The following is an 18,409-nucleotide window of genomic DNA, read 5'->3' as shown; positions in this document are numbered from 1 at the left end:
GGCCGCCCGTCCCGGCGCCCGCCTCCGGCACGGCCCCCGTCTCCGCGGCGCCCGGCGCCCCCGGACCGCAGGGGTCGCGCCCCGCTCCGGTCGCCCCCCTCCGGCCGCGCGGCCCCGCCGGCACGGGCACCCGTACGCACCCGGTGCCCGCCCCCGCCCCGGGACCCGTGCCGGTCCCCGCCCTCACCGCCGCGTCGGTCACCGAACTGCCGCGCCGGGTACGGCAGGCCAGCCTGGTCCCGCAGCTGCGTGAGGCGGCCGGGGCCGGGGCCCCCGGCGCCAGGACCGACGAGGAGCCCCCGGACCGCAGCCCGGAACAGGCCCGGGACCGGATGGCCGCCTTCCGGGCGGGCTGGGCGCGCGGGACCCAGGAGACCTCGAACCCGAACCCGAACCCGAACGGCGGCCCTCACACGGGCAGCGAAGGAGAAGCGCGATGATCGAACACCACGGGACGGGCCACGGAGCCGGCTACGGGACCGGCTACGGGACCGGCCGGGGAGCAGCCGGGCGCGGGATCGGCCGTGGGGTCGATGCCGACCCGGGGCGCCGGTCCGGGGAGCTGGACTGGCTGCTGGACGACCTGGTGACGCGGGTCCGCGAGGTCCGGCACGCCGTCGTCCTGTCCAACGACGGCCTGGCCGTGGGTTCCTCCAGTGCGCTGAGCCGGGAGGACGCCGAGCACCTCGCCGCCGTGGCCTCCGGCTTCCACAGCCTGGCCAAGGGCGCGGGCCGGCACTTCGGCACCGGGGGCGTGCGCCAGACGATGGTGGAGATGGACGAGGGCCACCTCTTCGTCGCGGCCGCGGGCGACGGCTCCTGCCTGGCCGTCCTCAGCGCGGCCGGTGCCGACATCGGGTTGATCGCCTACGAGATGGCCCGGCTGGTCAAGCGGGTCGGCGAGCACCTGTACGCCCCGCCCCGGTTCGCGGTCCGCCCGCCGGCCGCAGGGTGAGCGAGACGGTCCGGCGCATGGACGACCAGTGGTACGACGCCGAGGCGGGCCCGCTCGTGCGCCCGTACGCCATGACCGGCGGGCGCACGAAACCGGGGCCCCACGGCGTGCGTTTCGACCTCATCGCGCTGGTCGTGGTGGACCCGGCGGCCGAGGGCACGGGTGAGGAGGCGCTGCTCGGTCCGGAGCACCGGGCGCTGCTGGGGCGCTGCCGCGACGAGACCCAGTCGGTGGCCGAACTCGCCGCCGACGCGGACCTGCCCGTGGGGGTGGTGCGGGTGCTGCTCGGTGACCTGTTGGAGGCGGGGCACGTCAAGGTCAGCCGCCCGGTGCCGCCCGCCCGGCTGCCGGAGATGCGGATTCTGCGGGAAGTCATCGAGGGATTGCGAGCGCTGTGATGGGACTGCACGACAACGGACCGGCGGGGCGGGGAGGTTCCGCGACGGACGAGGAACTGGCCGCGCTCGCCCTGAAGATCCTGGTGGCGGGAGGCTTCGGCGTCGGCAAGACCACGCTGGTGGGCGCGGTCAGCGAGATCAGGCCGCTGCGGACCGAAGAACTGCTGAGCGAGGCGGGCGAGCGGGTCGACGACACCGGCGGGGTGGACCAGAAGACGACGACCACCGTGGCCATGGACTTCGGGCGGATCACGATCCGGTCCGGCCTGTCCCTGTACCTGTTCGGGACGCCCGGGCAGGACCGGTTCTGGTTCCTGTGGGACGAGCTCGCGCTGGGCGCGCTGGGCGCGGTGGTCCTCGCCGACACCCGGCGGCTGGAGGACTGCTTCCCGGCCGTGGACTACTTCGAGCACCGGCGGATCCCCTTCGTGGTGGCCGTCAACTGCTTCACCGACGCGCGGCGGTACGGCGCCAACGACGTGGCACGGGCCCTCGACCTGGAGCAGGGGACACCGGTGGTGCTGTGCGACGCCCGCGACAAGGACTCGGGGAAGGAAGTGCTGATCAGGCTCGTCGAGTACGCCGGGCGGGTGCACACCGCCCGGCTGCTCGATGCGGTCGGGTCGCAGGCCGATCCCGTGTGACGTCAGTCGGCGATGCCGGCCGTCGCGATCACCTTGTCGATGGGTACGCGGACGAGGAGTTCGCCGGGGACGGCGTTGCGGCGGCCGAAGGCCTCGCCCCGGTCCTCGCCCATGTAGCGGGAGCCGATCCGTGTCGCCCAGGGGAGCATCTCCTCCAGGTCCTCGCTGATCTCGGCGCGCCCCTGGAGCACGACGTAGGAGAAGGGCGGCCTGTCGTCGTCCACGCAGAGGGCGACCCGGCCGTCCCGGGCCAGATTCCGCCCCTTGACGGTGTTCTTGCCGGTGTTGAAGACGAAGGCGTCACCATCGAGAACGAACCAGATGGGAGCGATGTGCGGGCTTCCGTCCTCGCGGACCGTGGACAGCTTTCCGGTGCGGGTGGAGTGCGAGACGAACGCACGCCATTCCTCTTGAGTCATCTTCTGTGCCATGGGTCCATCCTCCTTGCCGGAAAGGGGCTGGTGGGGAAGGCTTGCGGCACGACCAAGCGGGGTGGGGCGCGGCCACGTCGGCCGCGTCAACGGGGAGGGGCTGGAAATGGCACTGGACAAGCAGCTCGACTGGCTGCTGGACGATCTGACGCGCAGGGTCCCGCAGGTCCGCCACGCGGTGGTGCTGTCGAACGACGGACTGGTGACTGCCGCGAGCGCCGGGCTGGCGCGCGAGGACGCCGAGCACCTCGCGGCCGTCGCGGCGGGGCTGCAGAGCCTGGCCAAGGGGTCGGGGCGGCACTTCAGGGCGGGGGAGGTGCGCCAGACCATGGTCGAGTACGACGAGGGCTTCCTCTTCGTCGTCGCGGCGGGTTCGGGCAGTTCCCTGTGCGCGCTGAGCGCCGCCGAGGCGGACATCGTCCAGGTGGCCTACGAGATGACGCTGCTGGTCAACCGGGTCGGGGAGCACCTGGGGGTCGCGGAGCGGCGGATCACCGGGGGCTGACCGGCGGGCGCCGGGCGCGGAGTTGTCCACAGGCCTCGCGCGGATCCGTCACACCGGGTTACGGTCTTCACACAGAGTGATCGCCACTCGTGGGGGAGGACCGTGATGAAGGTGCGAGCGCTGGAGTGTGTGTCGGCCGACGGGGACGGAGGGGATCGGTCCGGGCCGGTGGGCGAGGATCCTCGCGTGCCGCGCGCGGACGTGCGGGGGACCGTGGGCACGGGAGTGCCCGAGCACGCGCCGGCGGAAGCGCCCGAGGGCGTGGGTGCGGAGCCGGTCGTGAAGGCGGGCGCGCGGCCGGGCGTGCGCCCGCGCACGGAGCCGCCGGCCGGTCCGTACGGGGACGGGGGCATCGGCGGGGGCGTCGGCGGGGACCTCGGCGGGGACCTCGGCGGAGGCGGAGGCGGAGGCGGAGGCGGAGGCGGAGGCACCGGCGCAGGCACCGGCGGAGGCGGGGACGCGGGCGGGACGCCGGTCGACGCGCGGCCGCCGGAGCTGCTGAGCGCGGTCCGGGCCGCCGGGGAACTGGGGCTGCGCCGGGGCGAGTTCGCCCGTGCCGTCCAGCTGGGGCTGGTGCGGTGCGGCCCGCGGGCGGCCGGTGGAGCCGCCCGCTTCGCCCGCGCCGAACTGGACCGGGTCAGGGCGGGTGAGGGGTACCCGCGGACACTGCGGGAGCGGATCGAGACCGTGGCCGGCGCCGACGCCGGGGCGCGGGCGCTGGGGACCGGCCCGAGCCGCTTCACCCGGCTCGCGCGCTGCGGGCACCTCACCCCCGTCGGCTACCGGATCAACCGCTACCGGGCCGTCGTCTGGCTCTATCTGGCCGCCGAGCTGAGGGAGTTCGCCTCCCGGGAGCCGGGGTTGCTGAGCGGGGCCGCGCCCCCGGGGGACCGGGAGCTGCTGGAGGCCAAAGCGGATCTGCGCCCGCGCCGGTGGCGCGGACGGCACGTGGGGCTCCTGCTGAGACGAACCGCCGATCCGTGGGAGCGGGCCGCCGTGCTGGCCTCCGTACTCCCCGAACAACAGGTGCGTCAGGCCGTCCCCGATCCGGCGGAACGGATCGTCCTCGCCGCGCTCGCGCCACCCCCGCCCTACGGCCACCCGCAGGTCCCGGCCGCGGCCGCCGTGGCCGGGCCGCTGCTGCTGGCGGAGCCGCCGGACGAGGTGCACTGGTACCGCGCCAGCCTCGACTTCGCCCTGACCGGGGCGCGGGGCCGGCGGAACTCGACCGGGGACGGGGGCCGGTCGGACTCGACGGGGGAGGAAGGTCAGTCGAACTCGACGGGGGAGAGGGGGCCGACGTAGACCCAGGCGCCCGCCTCGCGGGAGAAGGCACTGTGCTCGCGCAGCGAACCCGTGTGCCCGCCCTCCCGGTAGTGCGCCCGGAACTCCACCGACCCCTCCGTCTCGAACACCCCGCCGCGCTCGGTGGCCAGGATCTCCAGCCGCTCCCAGCGCTGCTCGGGATCCAGATCGAGCCGGCCCGGCCGGGTCGAGGAGTGCCAGGAGCGCATCAGGTAGGCGGTGTCGCCGACCGCGAACGCGCTGAACCGCGACCGCATCAGCAGTTCCGCGGTGGGAGCCTGCCGGGCGCCCGAGTGGAAGCGGCCGCAGCATTCCGGGTAGGCGGCGGGCAGTCCGCAGGGGCAGGGGAGGACCGGGGTGGGCATGTGCGCTCAGCTCTTCGGAGGAGTGGAGGGGAGGTGACGGGCGTACGGACGCAACCGCCGGCGCAACCGCCGGCGGGGAGGCCGACGGGACTACTGCGGGGACACGGCCGGCTTGGCCGCCTCGGCCGGGTACGGGCGGAAGAGGCCCTCCTGGACCACGGAGACCAGCAGCCTGCCCTCCACGTCGTAGATGCGGCCACGGGCCAGACCGCGGCCACCGTGCGCGATGGGTGACTCCTGGTCGTACAGGAACCACTCGTCCGCCCGGAAGGGCCGGTGGAACCACATGGCGTGGTCCAGCGAGGCCATGTCGAAACCGCGCATGCCCCACAGCGGTTCCACGGGGATGCGCACGGCGTCGAGGAGGGTCATGTCACTGGCGTAGGTGAGGGCGCAGGTGTGCACGAGCGGGTCGTCGCCCAGTGGGCCGACCGCCCGCATCCACACCGCGCTGCGCGGATCGGCGTCCTTGAGCTCCTCCGGAGTCCAGCGGAGCCGGTCCACGTACCGGATGTCGAAGGGCTGACGGCGGGCCATCCGCTCCAGCGCCTCGGGCAGCGCGCCCAGGTGCTCGCGGATCTCGTCCACGACCTTCGGGAGCGCGTCCGGATGGGGGAAATCGAGGCGGGGAGGCAGCTGGTGCTCGATGCTGCCCTCCTCCGGGTGATGGAAGGAGGCGGTCAGATTGAAGATGGTCTTGCCCTGCTGGACCGCGGTGACCCGGCGCGTGGTGAAGGAGCGCCCGTCGCGCACCCGTTCCACCTGGTACACGATGGGCACCCCGGGGATGCCCGGGCGCAGGAAGTACGCGTGCAGGGAGTGGACCGGCCGGTCGCTCTCGGTGGTGCGGCCGGCCGCCACCAGCGCCTGCCCGGCGACCTGTCCGCCGAACACGCGCTGGAGGGATTCCTGGGGGCTCGCGCCCCGGAAGATGTTGACCTCGATCTGCTCCAGGTCGAGCAGATCGACCAGTCTCTCGGCGGGGTTCGTCATCAGCAGCTCTCCACTGTCGGGTGCGGCGGGTGCGGCGGGTCCGGCCGGCGCGGTGCGCGGGCACCGGCCGGCGGAGTGCGGGGTTCGGTCAGAGCAGCCCGAGCTCGCCGACCGAGGTGACCCGGATGACGGCCCGGCCCTCCTCGTCGGACGCGGCGAGGTCGACCTCGGCGCTGATGCCCCAGCCATGGTCGCCGTTCGGGTCGGCGAACGTCTGGCGGACGCGCCACAGGCCGTGGGCGGCGTCCTCCTCGATCTGGAGGAGCTTGGGGCCGCGGGCGTCGGGGCCGGTGCCGAGGTCGTCGTACTCGTCCCAGTAGCCGTCCATGGCCTCGCCCCAGGCGTCGGCGTCCCAGCCGGACTCCGCGTCCAGCTCGCCCAGCACGTTGACGTGGTCCAGGGCCGCCAGCTCGACCCGCCGGAACATCGCGTTGCGGACCAGGACACGGAAGGCGCGGGCGTTCGCCGTGACCGGCTTGACCTGGTCGGCCTTCTCCTGGGCCTGCTCCGCCGTCTCCACCTCCGGGTTCGCCAGCTGCTCCCACTCGTCGAGCAGGCTGGAGTCCACCTGGCGGACCAGCTCGCCCAGCCAGGCGATGAGGTCCTGGAGGTCCTCGGACTTCAGGTCGTCGGGGATGGTGTGGTCCAGCGCCTTGTACGCGCTCGCCAGGTAGCGCAGCACGATGCCCTCGGTGCGGGCCAGCTCGTAGAAGGAGGTGAACTCGGTGAAGGTCATCGCGCGCTCGTACATGTCGCGGATGATCGACTTCGGGGAGACCGGGTGGTCGCGGACCCACGGGTGGCTCTTGCTGTACACGTCGTAGGCGTGCAGCAGCAGCTCTTCCAGGGGCTTGGGATAGGTGACGTCCTGGAGGCGCTCCATGCGCTCCTCGTACTCGATCCCGTCGGCCTTCATCGCGCCGACCGCGATGCCGCGTTCCTTGTTCTGCTGGGCGGCCAGGATCTGGCGCGGGTCGTCCAGGGTGGACTCGACGACCGAGACCATGTCCAGCGCGTAGGACGGGGACTCGGGGTCCAGCAGGTCGAAGGAGGCAAGCGCGAAGGTGGACAGCGGCTGGTTGAGCGCGAAGTCCTGCTGGAGGTCGACGGTCAGGCGGATGGTGCGGCCCTCGGCGTCGGGGGCGTCGAGCTTCTCCACCACGCCGCCGTCCAGCAGCGAACGGTAGATCGCGAAGGCCCGCCGGATGTGCCGCAACTGGGCCTTGCGCGGCTCGTGGTTGTCCTCCAGGAGGTGGCGCATCGCCTGGAAGGCGTCGCCCGGCCGGGCGATGACCGACAGCAGCATGATGTTGGTGACCTTGAAGCGCGAGGTCAGCGGCTCGGGGTCGGCGGCGATCAGCTTCTCGAAGGTGGTGTCCGACCAGGCCACGAAGCCCTCGGGGGCCTTCTTGCGGACCACCTTGCGGCGCTTCTTCGGGTCGTCGCCCGCCTTCGCGAGGGCCTTCTCGTTCTCGATGACGTGCTCGGGCGCCTGTGCGACCACGAAGCCGGCCGTGTCGAAGCCGGCCCGGCCCGCGCGTCCGGCGATCTGGTGGAACTCGCGGGCGCGCAGGGTGCGGACGCGGTTGCCGTCGTACTTGGTGAGAGCCGTGAACAGCACCGTGCGGATCGGGACGTTGACGCCGACGCCGAGGGTGTCGGTTCCACAGATGACCTTCAGCAGACCGGCCTGGGCGAGCTTCTCCACCAGCCGCCGGTACTTGGGCAGCATGCCCGCGTGGTGCACGCCGATGCCGTGACGGACGTAACGGGAGAGGTTCTGGCCGAACTTCGTGGTGAAACGGAAGTTGCCGATCAGCTCCGCGATCTTGTCCTTCTCCTCGCGGGTGCACATGTTGATGCTCATCAGCGACTGCGCCCGCTCGACCGCCTGGGCCTGCGTGAAGTGCACGATGTAGACCGGGGCCTGCCGGGTCTCCAGCAGTTCCGTGATGGTGTCCGTGATCGGCGTGGTCACGTACTCGTACGACAGCGGAACGGGCCGGCTCGCCGAGCGGACCACCGACGTCGGACGCCCGGTGCGCCGGGTCAGGTCCTCCTCGAAGCGCTTCACGTCGCCGAGGGTCGCCGACATCAGGACGAACTGCGCCTGGGGCAGTTCCAGCAGCGGAATCTGCCAGGCCCAGCCGCGGTCCGGCTCCGCGTAGAAGTGGAACTCGTCCATCACGACCTGGCCGATGTCGGCGTACTTGCCGTCGCGCAGGGCGATGGAGGCCAGCACCTCGGCCGTGCAGCAGATCACCGGGGCGTCGGCGTTCACGGAGGCGTCGCCGGTCAGCATGCCGACGTTCTCGGTGCCGAAGAGCTTGCACAGGTCGAAGAACTTCTCCGACACCAGCGCCTTGATCGGGGCGGTGTAGAAGGTCACCTTGTCCTGGGCCAGCGCGGTGAAGTGGGCGCCCGCCGCCACGAGGCTCTTGCCCGAGCCGGTCGGGGTCGACAGGATCACGTTCGCACCGGAGACGACCTCGATCAGGGCCTCCTCCTGCGCCGGGTACAGGGTGATGCCCTGGTCCTCCGCCCACGAGGAGAAAGCCTCGAAGAGGGCGTCGGGGTCGGCGTTCGGCGGGAGCTGATCAATGAGGGTCACACCCCCCATCTTGCCTGGCTTCCGCCCGGAAGAGGGAACCGGCCACCGGGACGAAGATCGTCACGGGTACGCTGTGCCGTCGAGGCGGCCCGACCGAAACGCTCGACGGGGCCCGACCACACACGACCGGGGCGGGACACAGACCATGATGGGGCCGGCGCACTCACTCTCCGGGGCAGCGGCCTGGCTGGGGGTGGGCGCGGCGACGGCCGCAGCCGGCCACCCGATGCCGTGGCCCGTACTGGTCGTCGGCGCGCTCATATGCGCCGGTGCGGCCCTGGCCCCCGACCTCGACCACAAGTCGGCGACGATCTCGCGCGCCTTCGGCCCCCTCTCCCGGGGCCTGTGCGAGGTGGTCGACAAGATCTCCTACGCCGTCTACAAAGCCACCCGCGCCCCGCGCGACGCCCGCCGCACCGGGGGCCACCGCACCCTGACCCACACCTGGCTCTGGGCGGTCCTGATAGGCGCCGGATCCTCCGCGCTCGCGGTCGTCGCCGACCGCTGGGGCGTCCTCGCCCTGCTCTTCGTCCACCTGGTGCTGGCCGTCGAGGGCCTCCTGTGGCGGGCGGCCCGGATGTCCAGCGACGTCCTGGTCTGGCTGCTCGGCGCCACGAGCGCCTGGATCCTGGCCGGAGTGCTCGACCAGCCGGGCAACGGCGCGGGCTGGCTGTTCACCGGCCCCGGCCAGGAGTACCTGTGGCTCGGCCTGCCGATCCTGCTCGGAGCCCTCGTCCACGACATCGGCGACGCGCTCACCGTCTCCGGCTGCCCGATCCTGTGGCCCCTCCCCATCAAGGGGAAGCGCTGGTACCCGATCGGCCCTCCGAAGGCGATGCGCTTCCGCGCCGGCAGCTGGGTGGAGCTCAAGGTCCTGATGCCGGTCTTCATGCTCCTCGGCGGCTTCGGCGGAGCCGCGGCCCTCGGCTTCATCTAGACCGGTACGCCCCGGACCGTACGCCCCCGGAGGCAGGCCCGGGACCGGCAGGTGCCCCGGGCCCCCCGGCCCCGCCTTCCCCGGGCCCCGGCTTTCGGGAGCCGGGCGCCGCGGGTCGGATCAGCCGTGCCAGGAGCGCCAGAGGGCCGCGTACGCCCCACCGGCCGCCACCAGCTCGTCGTGCGAGCCCAGCTCGCTGATCCGGCCGGCCTCGACCACCGCGATCACGTCCGCGTCGTGCGCCGTGTGGAGCCGGTGGGCGATCGCGATGACCGTCCGGCCGTCCAGCACCCGCGCGAGCGAACGCTCCAGGTGCCGGGCGGCCCGCGGGTCCAGCAGCGAGGTCGCCTCGTCCAGCACCAGCGTGTGCGGGTCGGCCAGCACCAGCCGGGCCAGCGCGATCTGCTGGGCCTGAGCCGGAGTCAGCGCGCTCCCGCCGGACCCCACCTCGGTGTCCAGTCCCGCCTCCAGGGCCCGCGCCCAGCCGTCCGCGTCCACCGCGTCCAGCGCCGCCCACAATTCGGTGTCGGCCGCACCCGAACGGGCGAGACGCAGATTGTCCCGCAGCGATCCCACGAAGACGTGGTGCTCCTGGTTGACCAGCGCCACGTGCTCCCGCACCCGCTCCGCCGGCATCCGCGACAGCCTCGCGCCACCGAGCGTGACCTCACCCGTCCGGGGCGCGTAGATGCCCGCCAGCAGCCGGCCCAGGGTGGACTTGCCCGCGCCCGAGGGACCGACCAGCGCCATCCGGGTGCCCGGCGGCACGGACATCGACACCCGGTGCAGGACGTCCACGCCCTCCTTGTAGCCGAACCGGACCTCCTGCGCCCGCACCTCCCGGCCCCCGGGGGCCACGGCGCCGTCCCCGGCGTCCGGCTCGATCTCGTGCACGCCCACCAGCCGGGCCAGCGAGACCTGGGCGACCTGGAGTTCGTCGTACCAGCGCAGGATCAGACCGATCGGGTCGACCATCATCTGCGCCAGCAGCGCCCCGGTCGTCATCTGCCCGACCGACATCCAGCCCCGCAGCACGCAGTACCCGCCGATCATCAGCACGGCGCCGAGGATCGTCACGTAGGTGATGTTGACGACGGGGAAGAGGACCGTCCGCAGGTACAGCGTGTACCGCTCCCAGGCGGTCCACTCCTTGATCCGCCGCTCCGACAGCGAGATCCGGCGGTGCCCCAGCCGGTGCGCCTCCACGGTCCGTCCCGCGTCCACCGTCTCCGTGAGCGCCGCCGAGACCGCCGCGTACCCGGCCGCCTCCGAGCGGTACGCCGAGGGCGCCCGACGGAAGTACCAGCGGCAGCCGACGACCAGCACCGGCAGTGCCACCAGGGCGGCCAGCGCCAGCGGCGGGGCGGTGACCACGAGCGCCCCGTAGAGCAGCCCGGCCCAGACCACGCCGATGGTCAGCTGCGGCACGGCCTCGCGCATCGCGTTGCCCAGCCGGTCGATGTCGGTGGTGATCCGGGAGAGCAGGTCGCCCGTCCCGGCGCGTTCCAGGACGCCCGGGGGCAGCCCGACCGACCGCACCAGGAAGTCCTCGCGCAGATCGGCCAGCATCTCCTCGCCGAGCATCGCCCCGCGCAACCGCACCATCCGTACGAAGAACGTCTGGACGGCCAGTGCCAGCGCGAACAGCAGCGCCACGCGCCCCAGATGGAGCTCGCGCGCCCCCGACGACAGCTCGTCGACGACCCGCCCCAGCAGGGAAGGGCCCACCATCGACGCGACCACCGCAACCGCGTTGACCCCGACCAGCACCACGAAGGCCCGCCGGTGCCGGCGCAGCAGGCCGCGCACATAGCCCCGTACGGTCGCCGACGTGCCCACGGGCAGGGTCGCGGCCGTTTCGGGGGCCGCCGGATCGTACTCCGGGGGCGCCACGCTGATCATGCGGATTCCTCGATCCCTGTGAGTTCCTCTGCCGGCCCCGCCAGGCCGATCCCGGCGCGCCGCTGTTCCTCGTCCGTCTCGCGGGTGACGACCGCCCGGTAGCGCGGCTCGCCGAGCAGCAGCTCGCGGTGCGTGCCCGCGGGCAGGGCCCGGCCCTCGTGGACCAGGACGACCCGGTCGGCACGGTCCAGCAGCAGTGGCGAGGACGCCAGCACCACCGTCGTGCGCCCGGACCGCAGGGCCGCGATCCCGTCGGCGATCCGCGCCTCGGTGTGCGAGTCCACCGCCGAGGTCGGCTCGTCCAGCACCAGCACCTCCGGGTCGGTCACCAGTGACCTGGCCAGCGCCAGTCGCTGGCGCTGCCCGCCGGACAGCGAGCGGCCGCGTTCGGTGATCCGGGCGTCCATCGGGTCCCGCACCGTGTCGGGGGCCGACTGCAGCAGCGCGTCCAGGACGTCGTCGCACTGCGCGGCCTCCAGCGCCGCCGCCGGCGTCACGGACCCGGAGGCCGGTACGTCGAACAGCTCGCGCAGCGTTCCGGACAGCAGCACCGGGTCCTTGTCCTGTACGAGGACCAGCTCGCGGGCCGTGTCCAGCGCGAGCTCGTCCAGCGCGACCCCGCCGAGCAGCGCGGAGCGCGCCCCGGCGACGGAGTCCGTCGGATGCCCCCCCAGCCGCTCCGCGAGCCGGCCCGCCAGGTCCGGGTCCCCGCACACCACCGCCGTGAAGGCACCGGCCGGGGCCAGCACCCCCGTCTCGGGGTCGTACAGGTCCCCGCCCGGCGCCGGAGCCGCCGCGCCCGCGTCGGCCGGGCCGCCGTCCCCGGTGCGCGTCAGCGACAGCACCCGCGCCGCCCGCGCGGCGGAGGGCCGGGAGAAGGAGTAGGCCATCGCGATCTCCTGGAAGTGCCGCAGCGGGTACAGCATCGTGGCCACCGCGCTGAAGGCCGCGACGAGTTCACCCACCACGAGCCGTCCGTCCGTCACGAGGACGGCCCCGTACCAGACCACCGTGATCATCAGGGCGCCCGGGAGCAGGACCTGCACGGCCGCGATCAGCGCCCACATCCTGGCACTGCGCACGGCGGCCCTGCGGACCTCCTGCGAGGCTTCCCGGTAGCGCCCGAGGAAGAGTTCCTCACCGCCGATGCCCCGCAGGACGCGCAGGCCGGCGACGGTGTCGGAGGCCAGCTCGGTGGCCTTGCCCGCCTTCTCGCGCTGGACGTCCGCGCGCCGGGTGGCGCGCGGCAGCAACGGCAGGACGGACAGGGCGAGCACCGGGACGCCCACGGCGACGACCCCGCCGATCGCGGGCGCGTAGAAGAGCAGGCCGACGCAGATCGCGACGACGGTCAGGGCGGCGGCGAGGAACCGGGAGACGGCCTCGACGAACCAGCCGATCTTCTCGACGTCACCCGTTGACACGGACGCCACTTCGCCCGCCGCGACCCGGCGGGTCAGGGCGGAGCCCAGTTCGGCGGTCTTGCGGGCCAGCAGCTGCTGGACCCGCGCGGCCGCCGTGATCCAGTTGGTGACGGCGGTGCGGTGCAGCATCGCGTCGCCGAGCGAGATGGCGATGCCGAGCAGCAGGAGCAGCGCGCCGACGCGGAGCAGCCCGCCGCCGTCGCGGCGCACGACCGCGTCCACGCCGAGTCCCACGGCGTAGGGCAGTCCGGCGACGCCGCCGAAGTGCAGGAGCCCCCAGGCCAGGCTGCGGGCCTGGCCGCCGAGTTGCCCCCGGCCCAGCCACAGCAGGAACCTCGGGCCGGTGCGGGCGTCCGGTACTCCGGGATCCGGATACGGAAGATCACTGATCTGCATGACGCCCCATGACTGGTCGAGTAGGCGGAACCCCGCAAGGTTCGTCTTCCCGGACCGGCCCCGGCAATCGATTTTCCGGTGCACGGGGGTGCGCCGGCGCTGTTTCGGGGATACGGAAACGCGGGCGGCCGGGCGCCGGACCGGAGCCCGCGCGGGCGCGCTCAGGGGCGCGTGGCACGCTCCAGCGCGAGCAGCGCCGAGGAGTAGCTCCGCCCCGTGGCCCGGTCCATTCCCACCTCGCACATGCGGTTCGCCGACAGGTGCGCGTCGAACCGCCGGGCCGTCACCTCCGCGGCCTCACGGGCCGTCGCCGATGCCGTCAGCTCCGGGTGCAGCATCCCCCGGTCGCCGGCGAAGGCGCAGCAGCCGGCGTCGTCCGGGACGACCACCTCGTCGGCGCAGGCCTCGGCCACCGCGCGCAGCTCGGCCTCGTCACCCAGACGGCGCATCGAACAGGTGGGGTGGAGGACGGCGGACCCGACGGTGCGCAGCACCTCCAGCCGTGGCAGCAGTTCGTGGGCCGCCCAGACGACGGAGTCGACGACCCGCAGTTCCGCGTGCAGGGTCCGGTTGTCCTCCGTCAGGTACGGGACCACCTCGTGCGCGATGCCGAGGGTGCAGGAGGAGGCGTCGACCACCAGGGGCAGCCGGCCGCCGGCCGTCCAGCCCCAGGCGGCCTCCACGATCCGGTTGGCCATCACCCGGTTGCCCTCCTCGTACCCCTTGGAGTTCCAGATCGTCGCGCAGCAGGTGCCGGTGACGTCGCGGGGGATCCACACCGGCTTCCCGGCCCGCTCCGACACGGCCACCACCGCTTCCGGCAGGGAGGGCCCGGGATCGCCCGCGGGCCCGCCGAAGACGCGGTTGACGCAGGCCGGGTAGTAGACCGCGGACGCGCCCACCCGCCGGGTCGCGGGCAGTCCGCGGGCGGCGGCACCGGGGATCTGCGGCAGCCAGAGCGGCACCAGGCCGGGCCGTACGGCCTTGCGCGCGGCCTCCGTCACGGCCGTCAGGGGGCGGTCCCCGACCGTGGAGGTGATCTTGTCGGCGGCGGCCACGGCCAGCCGCGCGGCCGCTTCGACGGTCCGGAACCGCCGGGCGGCCAGGGCGGCGGCGCGTTCCTCGCGCGGGCTGTGCCGCAGGTGGCGGAAGTCCTTCATCAGCGCGCCGGTGTCGATGCCGACGGGGCAGGCCAGTGCGCAGGTGGAGTCGCCCGCGCAGGTGTCGACGGCGTCGTACCCGTAGGCGTCGAGCAGGCCGTCGAGGACGGGGGAGCCGGGCGGCTGGCGCATCATCTCGCGGCGCAGCACGATCCGCTGGCGCGGTGTGGTCGTCAGGTGCTCGCTGGGGCAGACCGGTTCGCAGAAGCCGCACTCGATGCAGGGGTCCGCCACGGCCTCGACCCGCGGGATCGTCTTCAGTCCGCGCAGATGGGCCCGGGGGTCGCGGTCGAGGAGGATGCGCGGGGCGAGGACGAGGTCCGGGTCGACGAGCCGCTTGGTGCGCCACATCAGGTCGGTGGCCCGCGGGCCCCATTCGAGTTCGAGGAAGGGGGCCATGTTGCGGCCCGTGGAGTGCTCGGCCTTCAGCGAGCCGTCGAAGCGTTCGACCGTGAGCCGGCAGAAGGCCTCCATGAAGGCCGCGTACCGGTCGACGTCGGCGGGCACGGAGGCGTCGAAGGCGAGCAGGAAGTGCAGGTTGCCGTGGGCGGCGTGACCAGCGACGGCCGCGTCGAACCCGTGCTCCGCCTGCAGCACGAGGAGCGCCTCGCAGGCCTCGGCGAGGCGGGACGGGGGAACCGCGAAGTCCTCGGTGATCAGGGTGGTGCCGGGCGCGCGGGCCCCGCCGACGGCGGTGACGAAGGCCTTGCGGGCCTTCCAGTAGCCGGAGACGACCGCGGGATCGCCGGTGAAGGTGTTGGTGACGGAGGCGACGGGGGCCACCAGCTCCAGTCCGGCCAGCACCCCGGCCGCACGGCGCTCGTGCTCCGCGCGGCCCGCCGCGTCCGGGGCGCGGAACTCCACCAGCAGCGCTGCCGTGTCCTTGGGCAGCTCGGCCCAGTCGGCGGGCACGCCCGCGACGCTGACGGAGGCGCGCAGGGTGTTGCCGTCCATCAGCTCCACGGCGAGGGCCCCGGCCGCGTTGAACAGCGGCACGGCCGCGGCGGCGGCGGGCAGGGAGGGGAAGAAGAGCAGGCCGGTGGTGAGCTCGCGGTCCAGGGGGAGGGTGTCGAAGACGACCTCGGAGATGAAGCCGAGGGTGCCCTCGGAGCCGACCATCAGACCGCGCAGGACCTCCACGGGGGTGGTGCCGTCGAGGTAGGCGTCGAGCCGGTAGCCGGTGGTGTTCTTGATCTCGTACTTGGCGCGGATCCGGGCGACGAGGTCCGGGTCGGCCTCGATCTCCCGCTTGATCTCCATCAGCCCGTGGCACAGGGCCGGCTCGGCGCGGGCCAGCTCCTCGTCCGCGAGCGGGTCGGCGGTGTCGACGACGGTTCCGGTCGGCAGCACCAGGGTGAGGGAGGAGAGGGTGCGGTACGAGTTCCTCGTGGTCCCCGCCGTCATGCCGGAGGCGTTGTTCGCGACCACTCCGCCGAGGGTGCAGGCGATTGCGCTGGCCGGGTCGGGCCCCAGGATCCGGCCGTGCCGGGCCAGGGCGGCGTTGGCCCGCAGGACGGTGGTGCCGGGCCCGATGCGGGCGCGCCGGCCGTCGTCCAGGACCTCGATCCCGGCCCAGTGGCGGCGGACGTCGACCAGGATGTCCTCGCCCTGGGCCTGGCCGTTGAGCGAGGTTCCGGCGGCGCGGAAGACCACCTCGCGCTGTCTGCCGTGCGCGTAGGACAGGACGGCCGAGATGTCGTCGATGTCCTCGGCGATCACCACGACCTGCGGCACGAACCGGTACGGGGAGGCGTCCGTGGCGTAGCGGACCAGGTCGGAGACCTTCCAGAGCACCTTCTCGGCGCCGAGCAGCCCGGTCAGCTCGGCGCGCAGCACCGAGGGGGTGCCCGGGGCCATGCGGTCGGGGACCCGGTCGGGTGCCGGGGCGCCGGGGCTGTGCGGGCGCAGCGCGCCCGGCTTCGGTTCCAGCAGCGGCATGTGGGGCCCCTCCGTGTCCTGGTCCGTCCGTCCCGGGCGCCGGCGGCCCCCGGCTCAGCAGCCGCCCTGGGCCGGGGCGTCGGCCAGCGCGTTCAGCAGGCCGCCGAGCACCTCGCGCTGTGGCGCGGTCAACGGAGCCAGGATCTCCTCCGCGGCGTCGGTCCGCGCGCTGCGCAGACGGCGCAGCGTGGCGCGACCGGTTTCGGTGAGCTCGATCCGGATGACGCGGCGGTTGGCCGGGTCGGGGGCGCGGCGCACGCAGTCGGCCGCCTCCAGGCCGTCCACGAGGGTGGTCACGGCCCGGGGCACGACCTCAAGGCGCGTGGCCAGATCGGCCATACGGGGCGGCCGGTCACCCCCGTAGTGCGCGACGAGCCGCAGCAGCCTGCCCTGGGCCGGGGTGATCCCGAGCGGCTCCATGTGGCGCTTCTGGATGCGGTGGAGCCGCCGCGTGAGGCGCAGCAGCTGCTCGGCGAGTACGCCGTCGGTGGAGTCGGGGGTGGGGTCGGCGGCGGAGTCGCGGATGTCGGTCTCGGAACCGGTGCTCATACTGGGAAACAGTACCAGGACCGGATTCATTGTGAGCATAGGTAACAATGAGCTATGCTCATCGGAGTCTCGTCAGAAGGAGGCCCATGCGCCCCGAAGAACCGAAGTGGACCCCATCGAACGAATCCCTCGACCCCTCCCGCCCGGCTCCGGCGGACCGGCCTCGCGAGCTGCGGCGGATCCTCGGCCTCTTCAGGCCCTACCGCGGGCGCCTGGCCGTGGTCGGCGCCCTGGTCGGCGCCTCCTCGCTGGTCGGCGTGGCCTCGCCGTTCCTGCTCAAGGCGATCCTGGACGTCGCGATCCCCGAGGGACGTACGGGCCTGTTGAGCCTGCTCGCGCTGGGCATGATCCTCACGGCCGTCGTCACCAGCGTGTTCGGTGTGCTCCAGACCCTGATCTCCACCACCGTCGGCCAGCGCGTCATGCACGACCTGCGCACCGCCGTCTACGCCCAGCTCCAGCGGATGCCGCTGGCCTTCTTCACCCGCACCCGCACCGGCGAGGTGCAGTCCCGGATAGCCAACGACATCGGCGGCATGCAGGCGACCGTCACCTCGACGGCGACCTCGCTCGTGTCGAACCTGACCGCCGTCATCGCCTCGATCGTCGCCATGCTCGCGCTCGACTGGCGGCTCACCCTGGTCTCCCTGCTCCTGCTGCCGCTCTTCGTGTGGATCAGCCGCCGCGTGGGCCGCGAGCGCAAGAAGATCACCACGCAGCGTCAGAAGCAGATGGCGGCCATGGCGGCCACCGTCACCGAATCCCTCTCCGTGAGCGGCATCCTCCTCGGCCGCACCATGGGCCGGTCCGACTCCCTGACCAAGGCCTTCTCCGAGGAGTCCGAGAAGCTCGTCGGGCTGGAGGTGCGCTCCAGCATGGCCGGGCGCTGGCGGATGTCGACCATCGGCATCGTCATGGCCGCCATGCCCGCGCTCATCTACTGGGCCGCGGGCATCGCCATGCAGACCGGTGCGCCCTCGCTCTCCGTCGGCACCCTCGTCGCTTTCGTCACGCTCCAGCAGGGCCTGTTCCGGCCCGCCGTGAGCCTCCTTTCGACGGGTGTGCAGATCCAGACCTCGCTCGCCCTGTTCGCCCGGATCTTCGAGTACCTCGACCTGCCGGTGGACATCACCGAGCGCGAGGCTCCCGTGAGGCTGGACCGGGCGAAGGGTGAGATCCGCCTGGAGGACGTGCACTTCTCCTATGAGGCCAAGGACGGCCCGACCCTCACCGGGATCGACATCACCGTCCCGGCCGGCGGCTCCCTCGCCGTGGTGGGCCCGACCGGCTCGGGCAAGAGCACCCTCAGCTACCTGGTGCCCCGGCTCTACGACGTGACCGGAGGCCGGGTCGCCCTCGACGGGGTGGACGTGCGCGACCTCGACTTCGACTCGCTGGCCCGCTCCATAGGCGTGGTCTCCCAGGAGACCTACCTCTTCCACGCCTCCGTGGGGGACAACCTGCGCTTCGCCAAACCGGACGCCACCGACGAGGAGATCGCCGAGGCGGCGCGGGCGGCGCAGATCCACGACCACATCGAATCCCTGCCCGACGGGTACGACACGCTGGTCGGCGAGCGCGGCTACCGCTTCTCCGGGGGCGAGAAGCAGCGGCTGGCCATCGCCCGTACGATCCTGCGCGATCCGCCGGTGCTCATCCTCGACGAGGCGACCAGCGCCCTCGACACCCGCACCGAGCACGCCGTGCAGCGGGCCATCGACAACCTCTCCCGGGGCCGCACCACCATCACCATCGCGCACCGGCTGTCCACCGTCCGGGACGCCGACCAGATCGTGGTCCTGGACGCGGGCAGGATCGCCGAGCGCGGCACCCACGAGGAACTGCTTGGGGCCGGAGGCCGCTACGCCGCGCTGGTCCGCAGGGACCGTGACGCGG

Annotated in this window: 14 protein-coding genes and 2 pseudogenes; 8 read left to right on the top strand and 8 right to left on the bottom strand. The window is 73.2% G+C overall.

The window, feature by feature from the left end; genetic code table 11:
- The 4 genes and pseudogenes from ABZW32_RS03210 to ABZW32_RS03195 form a co-directional block, all read left to right on the top strand.
- Positions 1-440, top strand: a pseudogene (locus ABZW32_RS03210) (ATPase); the annotation flags it as partial.
- A complete protein-coding gene (locus tag ABZW32_RS03205) occupies positions 437-955 on the top strand; it encodes a roadblock/LC7 domain-containing protein (protein WP_356210454.1) in 519 nt (172 codons plus the stop codon). The pseudogene ABZW32_RS03210 and the gene ABZW32_RS03205, both read left to right, overlap by 4 nt.
- Positions 956-972: 17 nt before the next feature.
- A complete protein-coding gene (locus tag ABZW32_RS03200; RefSeq protein WP_266837270.1) occupies positions 973-1,353 on the top strand; it encodes a DUF742 domain-containing protein in 381 nt (126 codons plus the stop codon).
- On the top strand, positions 1,353-1,997 hold the full coding sequence (locus ABZW32_RS03195; RefSeq protein ID WP_356210451.1) for an ATP/GTP-binding protein: 645 nt from the start codon (positions 1,353-1,355) through the stop codon (positions 1,995-1,997). The genes ABZW32_RS03200 and ABZW32_RS03195 overlap by 1 nt, the downstream gene beginning before the upstream one ends.
- A gap of 2 nt (positions 1,998-1,999) precedes the next feature.
- Here the strand turns inward: ABZW32_RS03195 and ABZW32_RS03190 are convergent, their stop codons facing one another.
- Positions 2,000-2,428: a PPOX class F420-dependent oxidoreductase gene (locus ABZW32_RS03190; RefSeq protein WP_356210448.1), complete on the bottom strand. Its 429-nt coding sequence runs from the start codon at positions 2,426-2,428 to the stop codon at positions 2,000-2,002.
- A 106-nt stretch (positions 2,429-2,534) separates the two neighbouring features.
- Between ABZW32_RS03190 and ABZW32_RS03185 the strand changes: the two genes are divergently transcribed.
- Complete coding sequence (locus tag ABZW32_RS03185) at positions 2,535-2,933, top strand: roadblock/LC7 domain-containing protein (RefSeq protein ID WP_042809302.1); 399 nt, start codon at positions 2,535-2,537, stop codon at positions 2,931-2,933.
- Between the two features lie 186 nt (positions 2,934-3,119).
- Positions 3,120-4,238: a DUF6397 family protein gene (locus tag ABZW32_RS03180; protein WP_356210445.1), complete on the top strand. Its 1,119-nt coding sequence runs from the start codon at positions 3,120-3,122 to the stop codon at positions 4,236-4,238.
- On the opposite strand, the gene ABZW32_RS03175 is transcribed toward ABZW32_RS03180, so the two are convergent.
- The 3 genes from ABZW32_RS03175 to ABZW32_RS03165 all read right to left on the bottom strand — a co-directional run bounded on the left by ABZW32_RS03175 (position 4,202) and on the right by ABZW32_RS03165 (position 8,207).
- Positions 4,202-4,603 (bottom strand): YchJ family metal-binding protein, encoded by a 402-nt coding sequence (locus ABZW32_RS03175; RefSeq protein ID WP_356210443.1) that lies wholly within the window; start codon positions 4,601-4,603, stop codon positions 4,202-4,204. The genes ABZW32_RS03180 and ABZW32_RS03175 overlap by 37 nt on opposite strands.
- Before the next feature lie 90 nt (positions 4,604-4,693).
- A complete protein-coding gene (locus tag ABZW32_RS03170) occupies positions 4,694-5,596 on the bottom strand; it encodes an acyl-CoA thioesterase II (RefSeq protein ID WP_266837259.1) in 903 nt (300 codons plus the stop codon).
- Positions 5,597-5,684: 88 nt separating this feature from the next.
- Positions 5,685-8,207: a DUF3516 domain-containing protein gene (locus ABZW32_RS03165; RefSeq protein ID WP_356210440.1), complete on the bottom strand. Its 2,523-nt coding sequence runs from the start codon at positions 8,205-8,207 to the stop codon at positions 5,685-5,687.
- A gap of 145 nt (positions 8,208-8,352) precedes the next feature.
- Here ABZW32_RS03165 and ABZW32_RS03160 point away from each other — a divergent pair, with 145 nt between their 5' ends.
- Positions 8,353-9,144: a metal-dependent hydrolase gene (locus tag ABZW32_RS03160; protein ID WP_356210437.1), complete on the top strand. Its 792-nt coding sequence runs from the start codon at positions 8,353-8,355 to the stop codon at positions 9,142-9,144.
- Between the two features lie 120 nt (positions 9,145-9,264).
- Here ABZW32_RS03160 and ABZW32_RS03155 read toward each other — a convergent pair whose 3' ends face one another.
- The 4 genes from ABZW32_RS03155 to ABZW32_RS03140 form a co-directional block, all read right to left on the bottom strand.
- Positions 9,265-11,046 carry an ABC transporter ATP-binding protein gene (locus ABZW32_RS03155; protein ID WP_356210434.1) on the bottom strand — a complete coding sequence of 594 codons (1,782 nt, stop codon included), beginning with the start codon at positions 11,044-11,046 and terminating at the stop codon, positions 9,265-9,267.
- Positions 11,043-12,866 carry an ABC transporter ATP-binding protein gene (locus ABZW32_RS03150; RefSeq protein ID WP_356210432.1) on the bottom strand — a complete coding sequence of 608 codons (1,824 nt, stop codon included), beginning with the start codon at positions 12,864-12,866 and terminating at the stop codon, positions 11,043-11,045. Before ABZW32_RS03150 ends, ABZW32_RS03155 begins: the two co-directional genes overlap by 4 nt.
- 161 nt (positions 12,867-13,027) lie before the next feature.
- A complete protein-coding gene (locus tag ABZW32_RS03145) occupies positions 13,028-15,964 on the bottom strand; it encodes an FAD-binding and (Fe-S)-binding domain-containing protein (RefSeq protein ID WP_356210430.1) in 2,937 nt (978 codons plus the stop codon).
- A gap of 54 nt (positions 15,965-16,018) precedes the next feature.
- Entirely contained in the window at positions 16,019-16,513 is a 495-nt protein-coding gene (locus ABZW32_RS03140) for a MarR family transcriptional regulator (RefSeq protein WP_356210428.1), read from the bottom strand.
- Between the two features lie 86 nt (positions 16,514-16,599).
- On the opposite strand from ABZW32_RS03140, the pseudogene ABZW32_RS03135 reads away from it, so the two are divergent.
- Positions 16,600-18,399: pseudogene (locus ABZW32_RS03135) on the top strand (ABC transporter ATP-binding protein); the annotation flags it as partial.
- Positions 18,400-18,409 lie beyond the last annotated feature (10 nt).

Origin of the sequence: Streptomyces sp. NPDC004667, assembly GCF_040609475.1 — a bacterium.
Classification (GTDB): Bacteria; Actinomycetota; Actinomycetes; order Streptomycetales; family Streptomycetaceae; genus Streptomyces.
This window is presented reverse-complemented; position numbering and strand designations above follow the sequence as displayed.

What these genes read in the sequence shown, in the direction of transcription:
- ABZW32_RS03205 (WP_356210454.1), top strand. Translation starts at nt 437, where the DNA reads ATGATCGAACACCACGGGACGGGCCACGGAGCCGGCTACGGGACCGGC.
- ABZW32_RS03200 (WP_266837270.1), top strand. Translation starts at nt 973, where the DNA reads ATGGACGACCAGTGGTACGACGCCGAGGCGGGCCCGCTCGTGCGCCCG.
- ABZW32_RS03195 (WP_356210451.1), top strand. Translation starts at nt 1,353, where the DNA reads ATGGGACTGCACGACAACGGACCGGCGGGGCGGGGAGGTTCCGCGACG.
- ABZW32_RS03190 (WP_356210448.1), bottom strand. Translation starts at nt 2,428, where the DNA reads ATGGCACAGAAGATGACTCAAGAGGAATGGCGTGCGTTCGTCTCGCAC.
- ABZW32_RS03185 (WP_042809302.1), top strand. Translation starts at nt 2,535, where the DNA reads ATGGCACTGGACAAGCAGCTCGACTGGCTGCTGGACGATCTGACGCGC.
- ABZW32_RS03175 (WP_356210443.1), bottom strand. Translation starts at nt 4,603, where the DNA reads ATGCCCACCCCGGTCCTCCCCTGCCCCTGCGGACTGCCCGCCGCCTAC.
- ABZW32_RS03170 (WP_266837259.1), bottom strand. Translation starts at nt 5,596, where the DNA reads ATGACGAACCCCGCCGAGAGACTGGTCGATCTGCTCGACCTGGAGCAG.
- ABZW32_RS03160 (WP_356210437.1), top strand. Translation starts at nt 8,353, where the DNA reads ATGATGGGGCCGGCGCACTCACTCTCCGGGGCAGCGGCCTGGCTGGGG.
- ABZW32_RS03155 (WP_356210434.1), bottom strand. Translation starts at nt 11,046, where the DNA reads ATGATCAGCGTGGCGCCCCCGGAGTACGATCCGGCGGCCCCCGAAACG.
- ABZW32_RS03150 (WP_356210432.1), bottom strand. Translation starts at nt 12,866, where the DNA reads ATGCAGATCAGTGATCTTCCGTATCCGGATCCCGGAGTACCGGACGCC.
- ABZW32_RS03145 (WP_356210430.1), bottom strand. Translation starts at nt 15,964, where the DNA reads ATGCCGCTGCTGGAACCGAAGCCGGGCGCGCTGCGCCCGCACAGCCCC.
- ABZW32_RS03140 (WP_356210428.1), bottom strand. Translation starts at nt 16,513, where the DNA reads ATGAGCACCGGTTCCGAGACCGACATCCGCGACTCCGCCGCCGACCCC.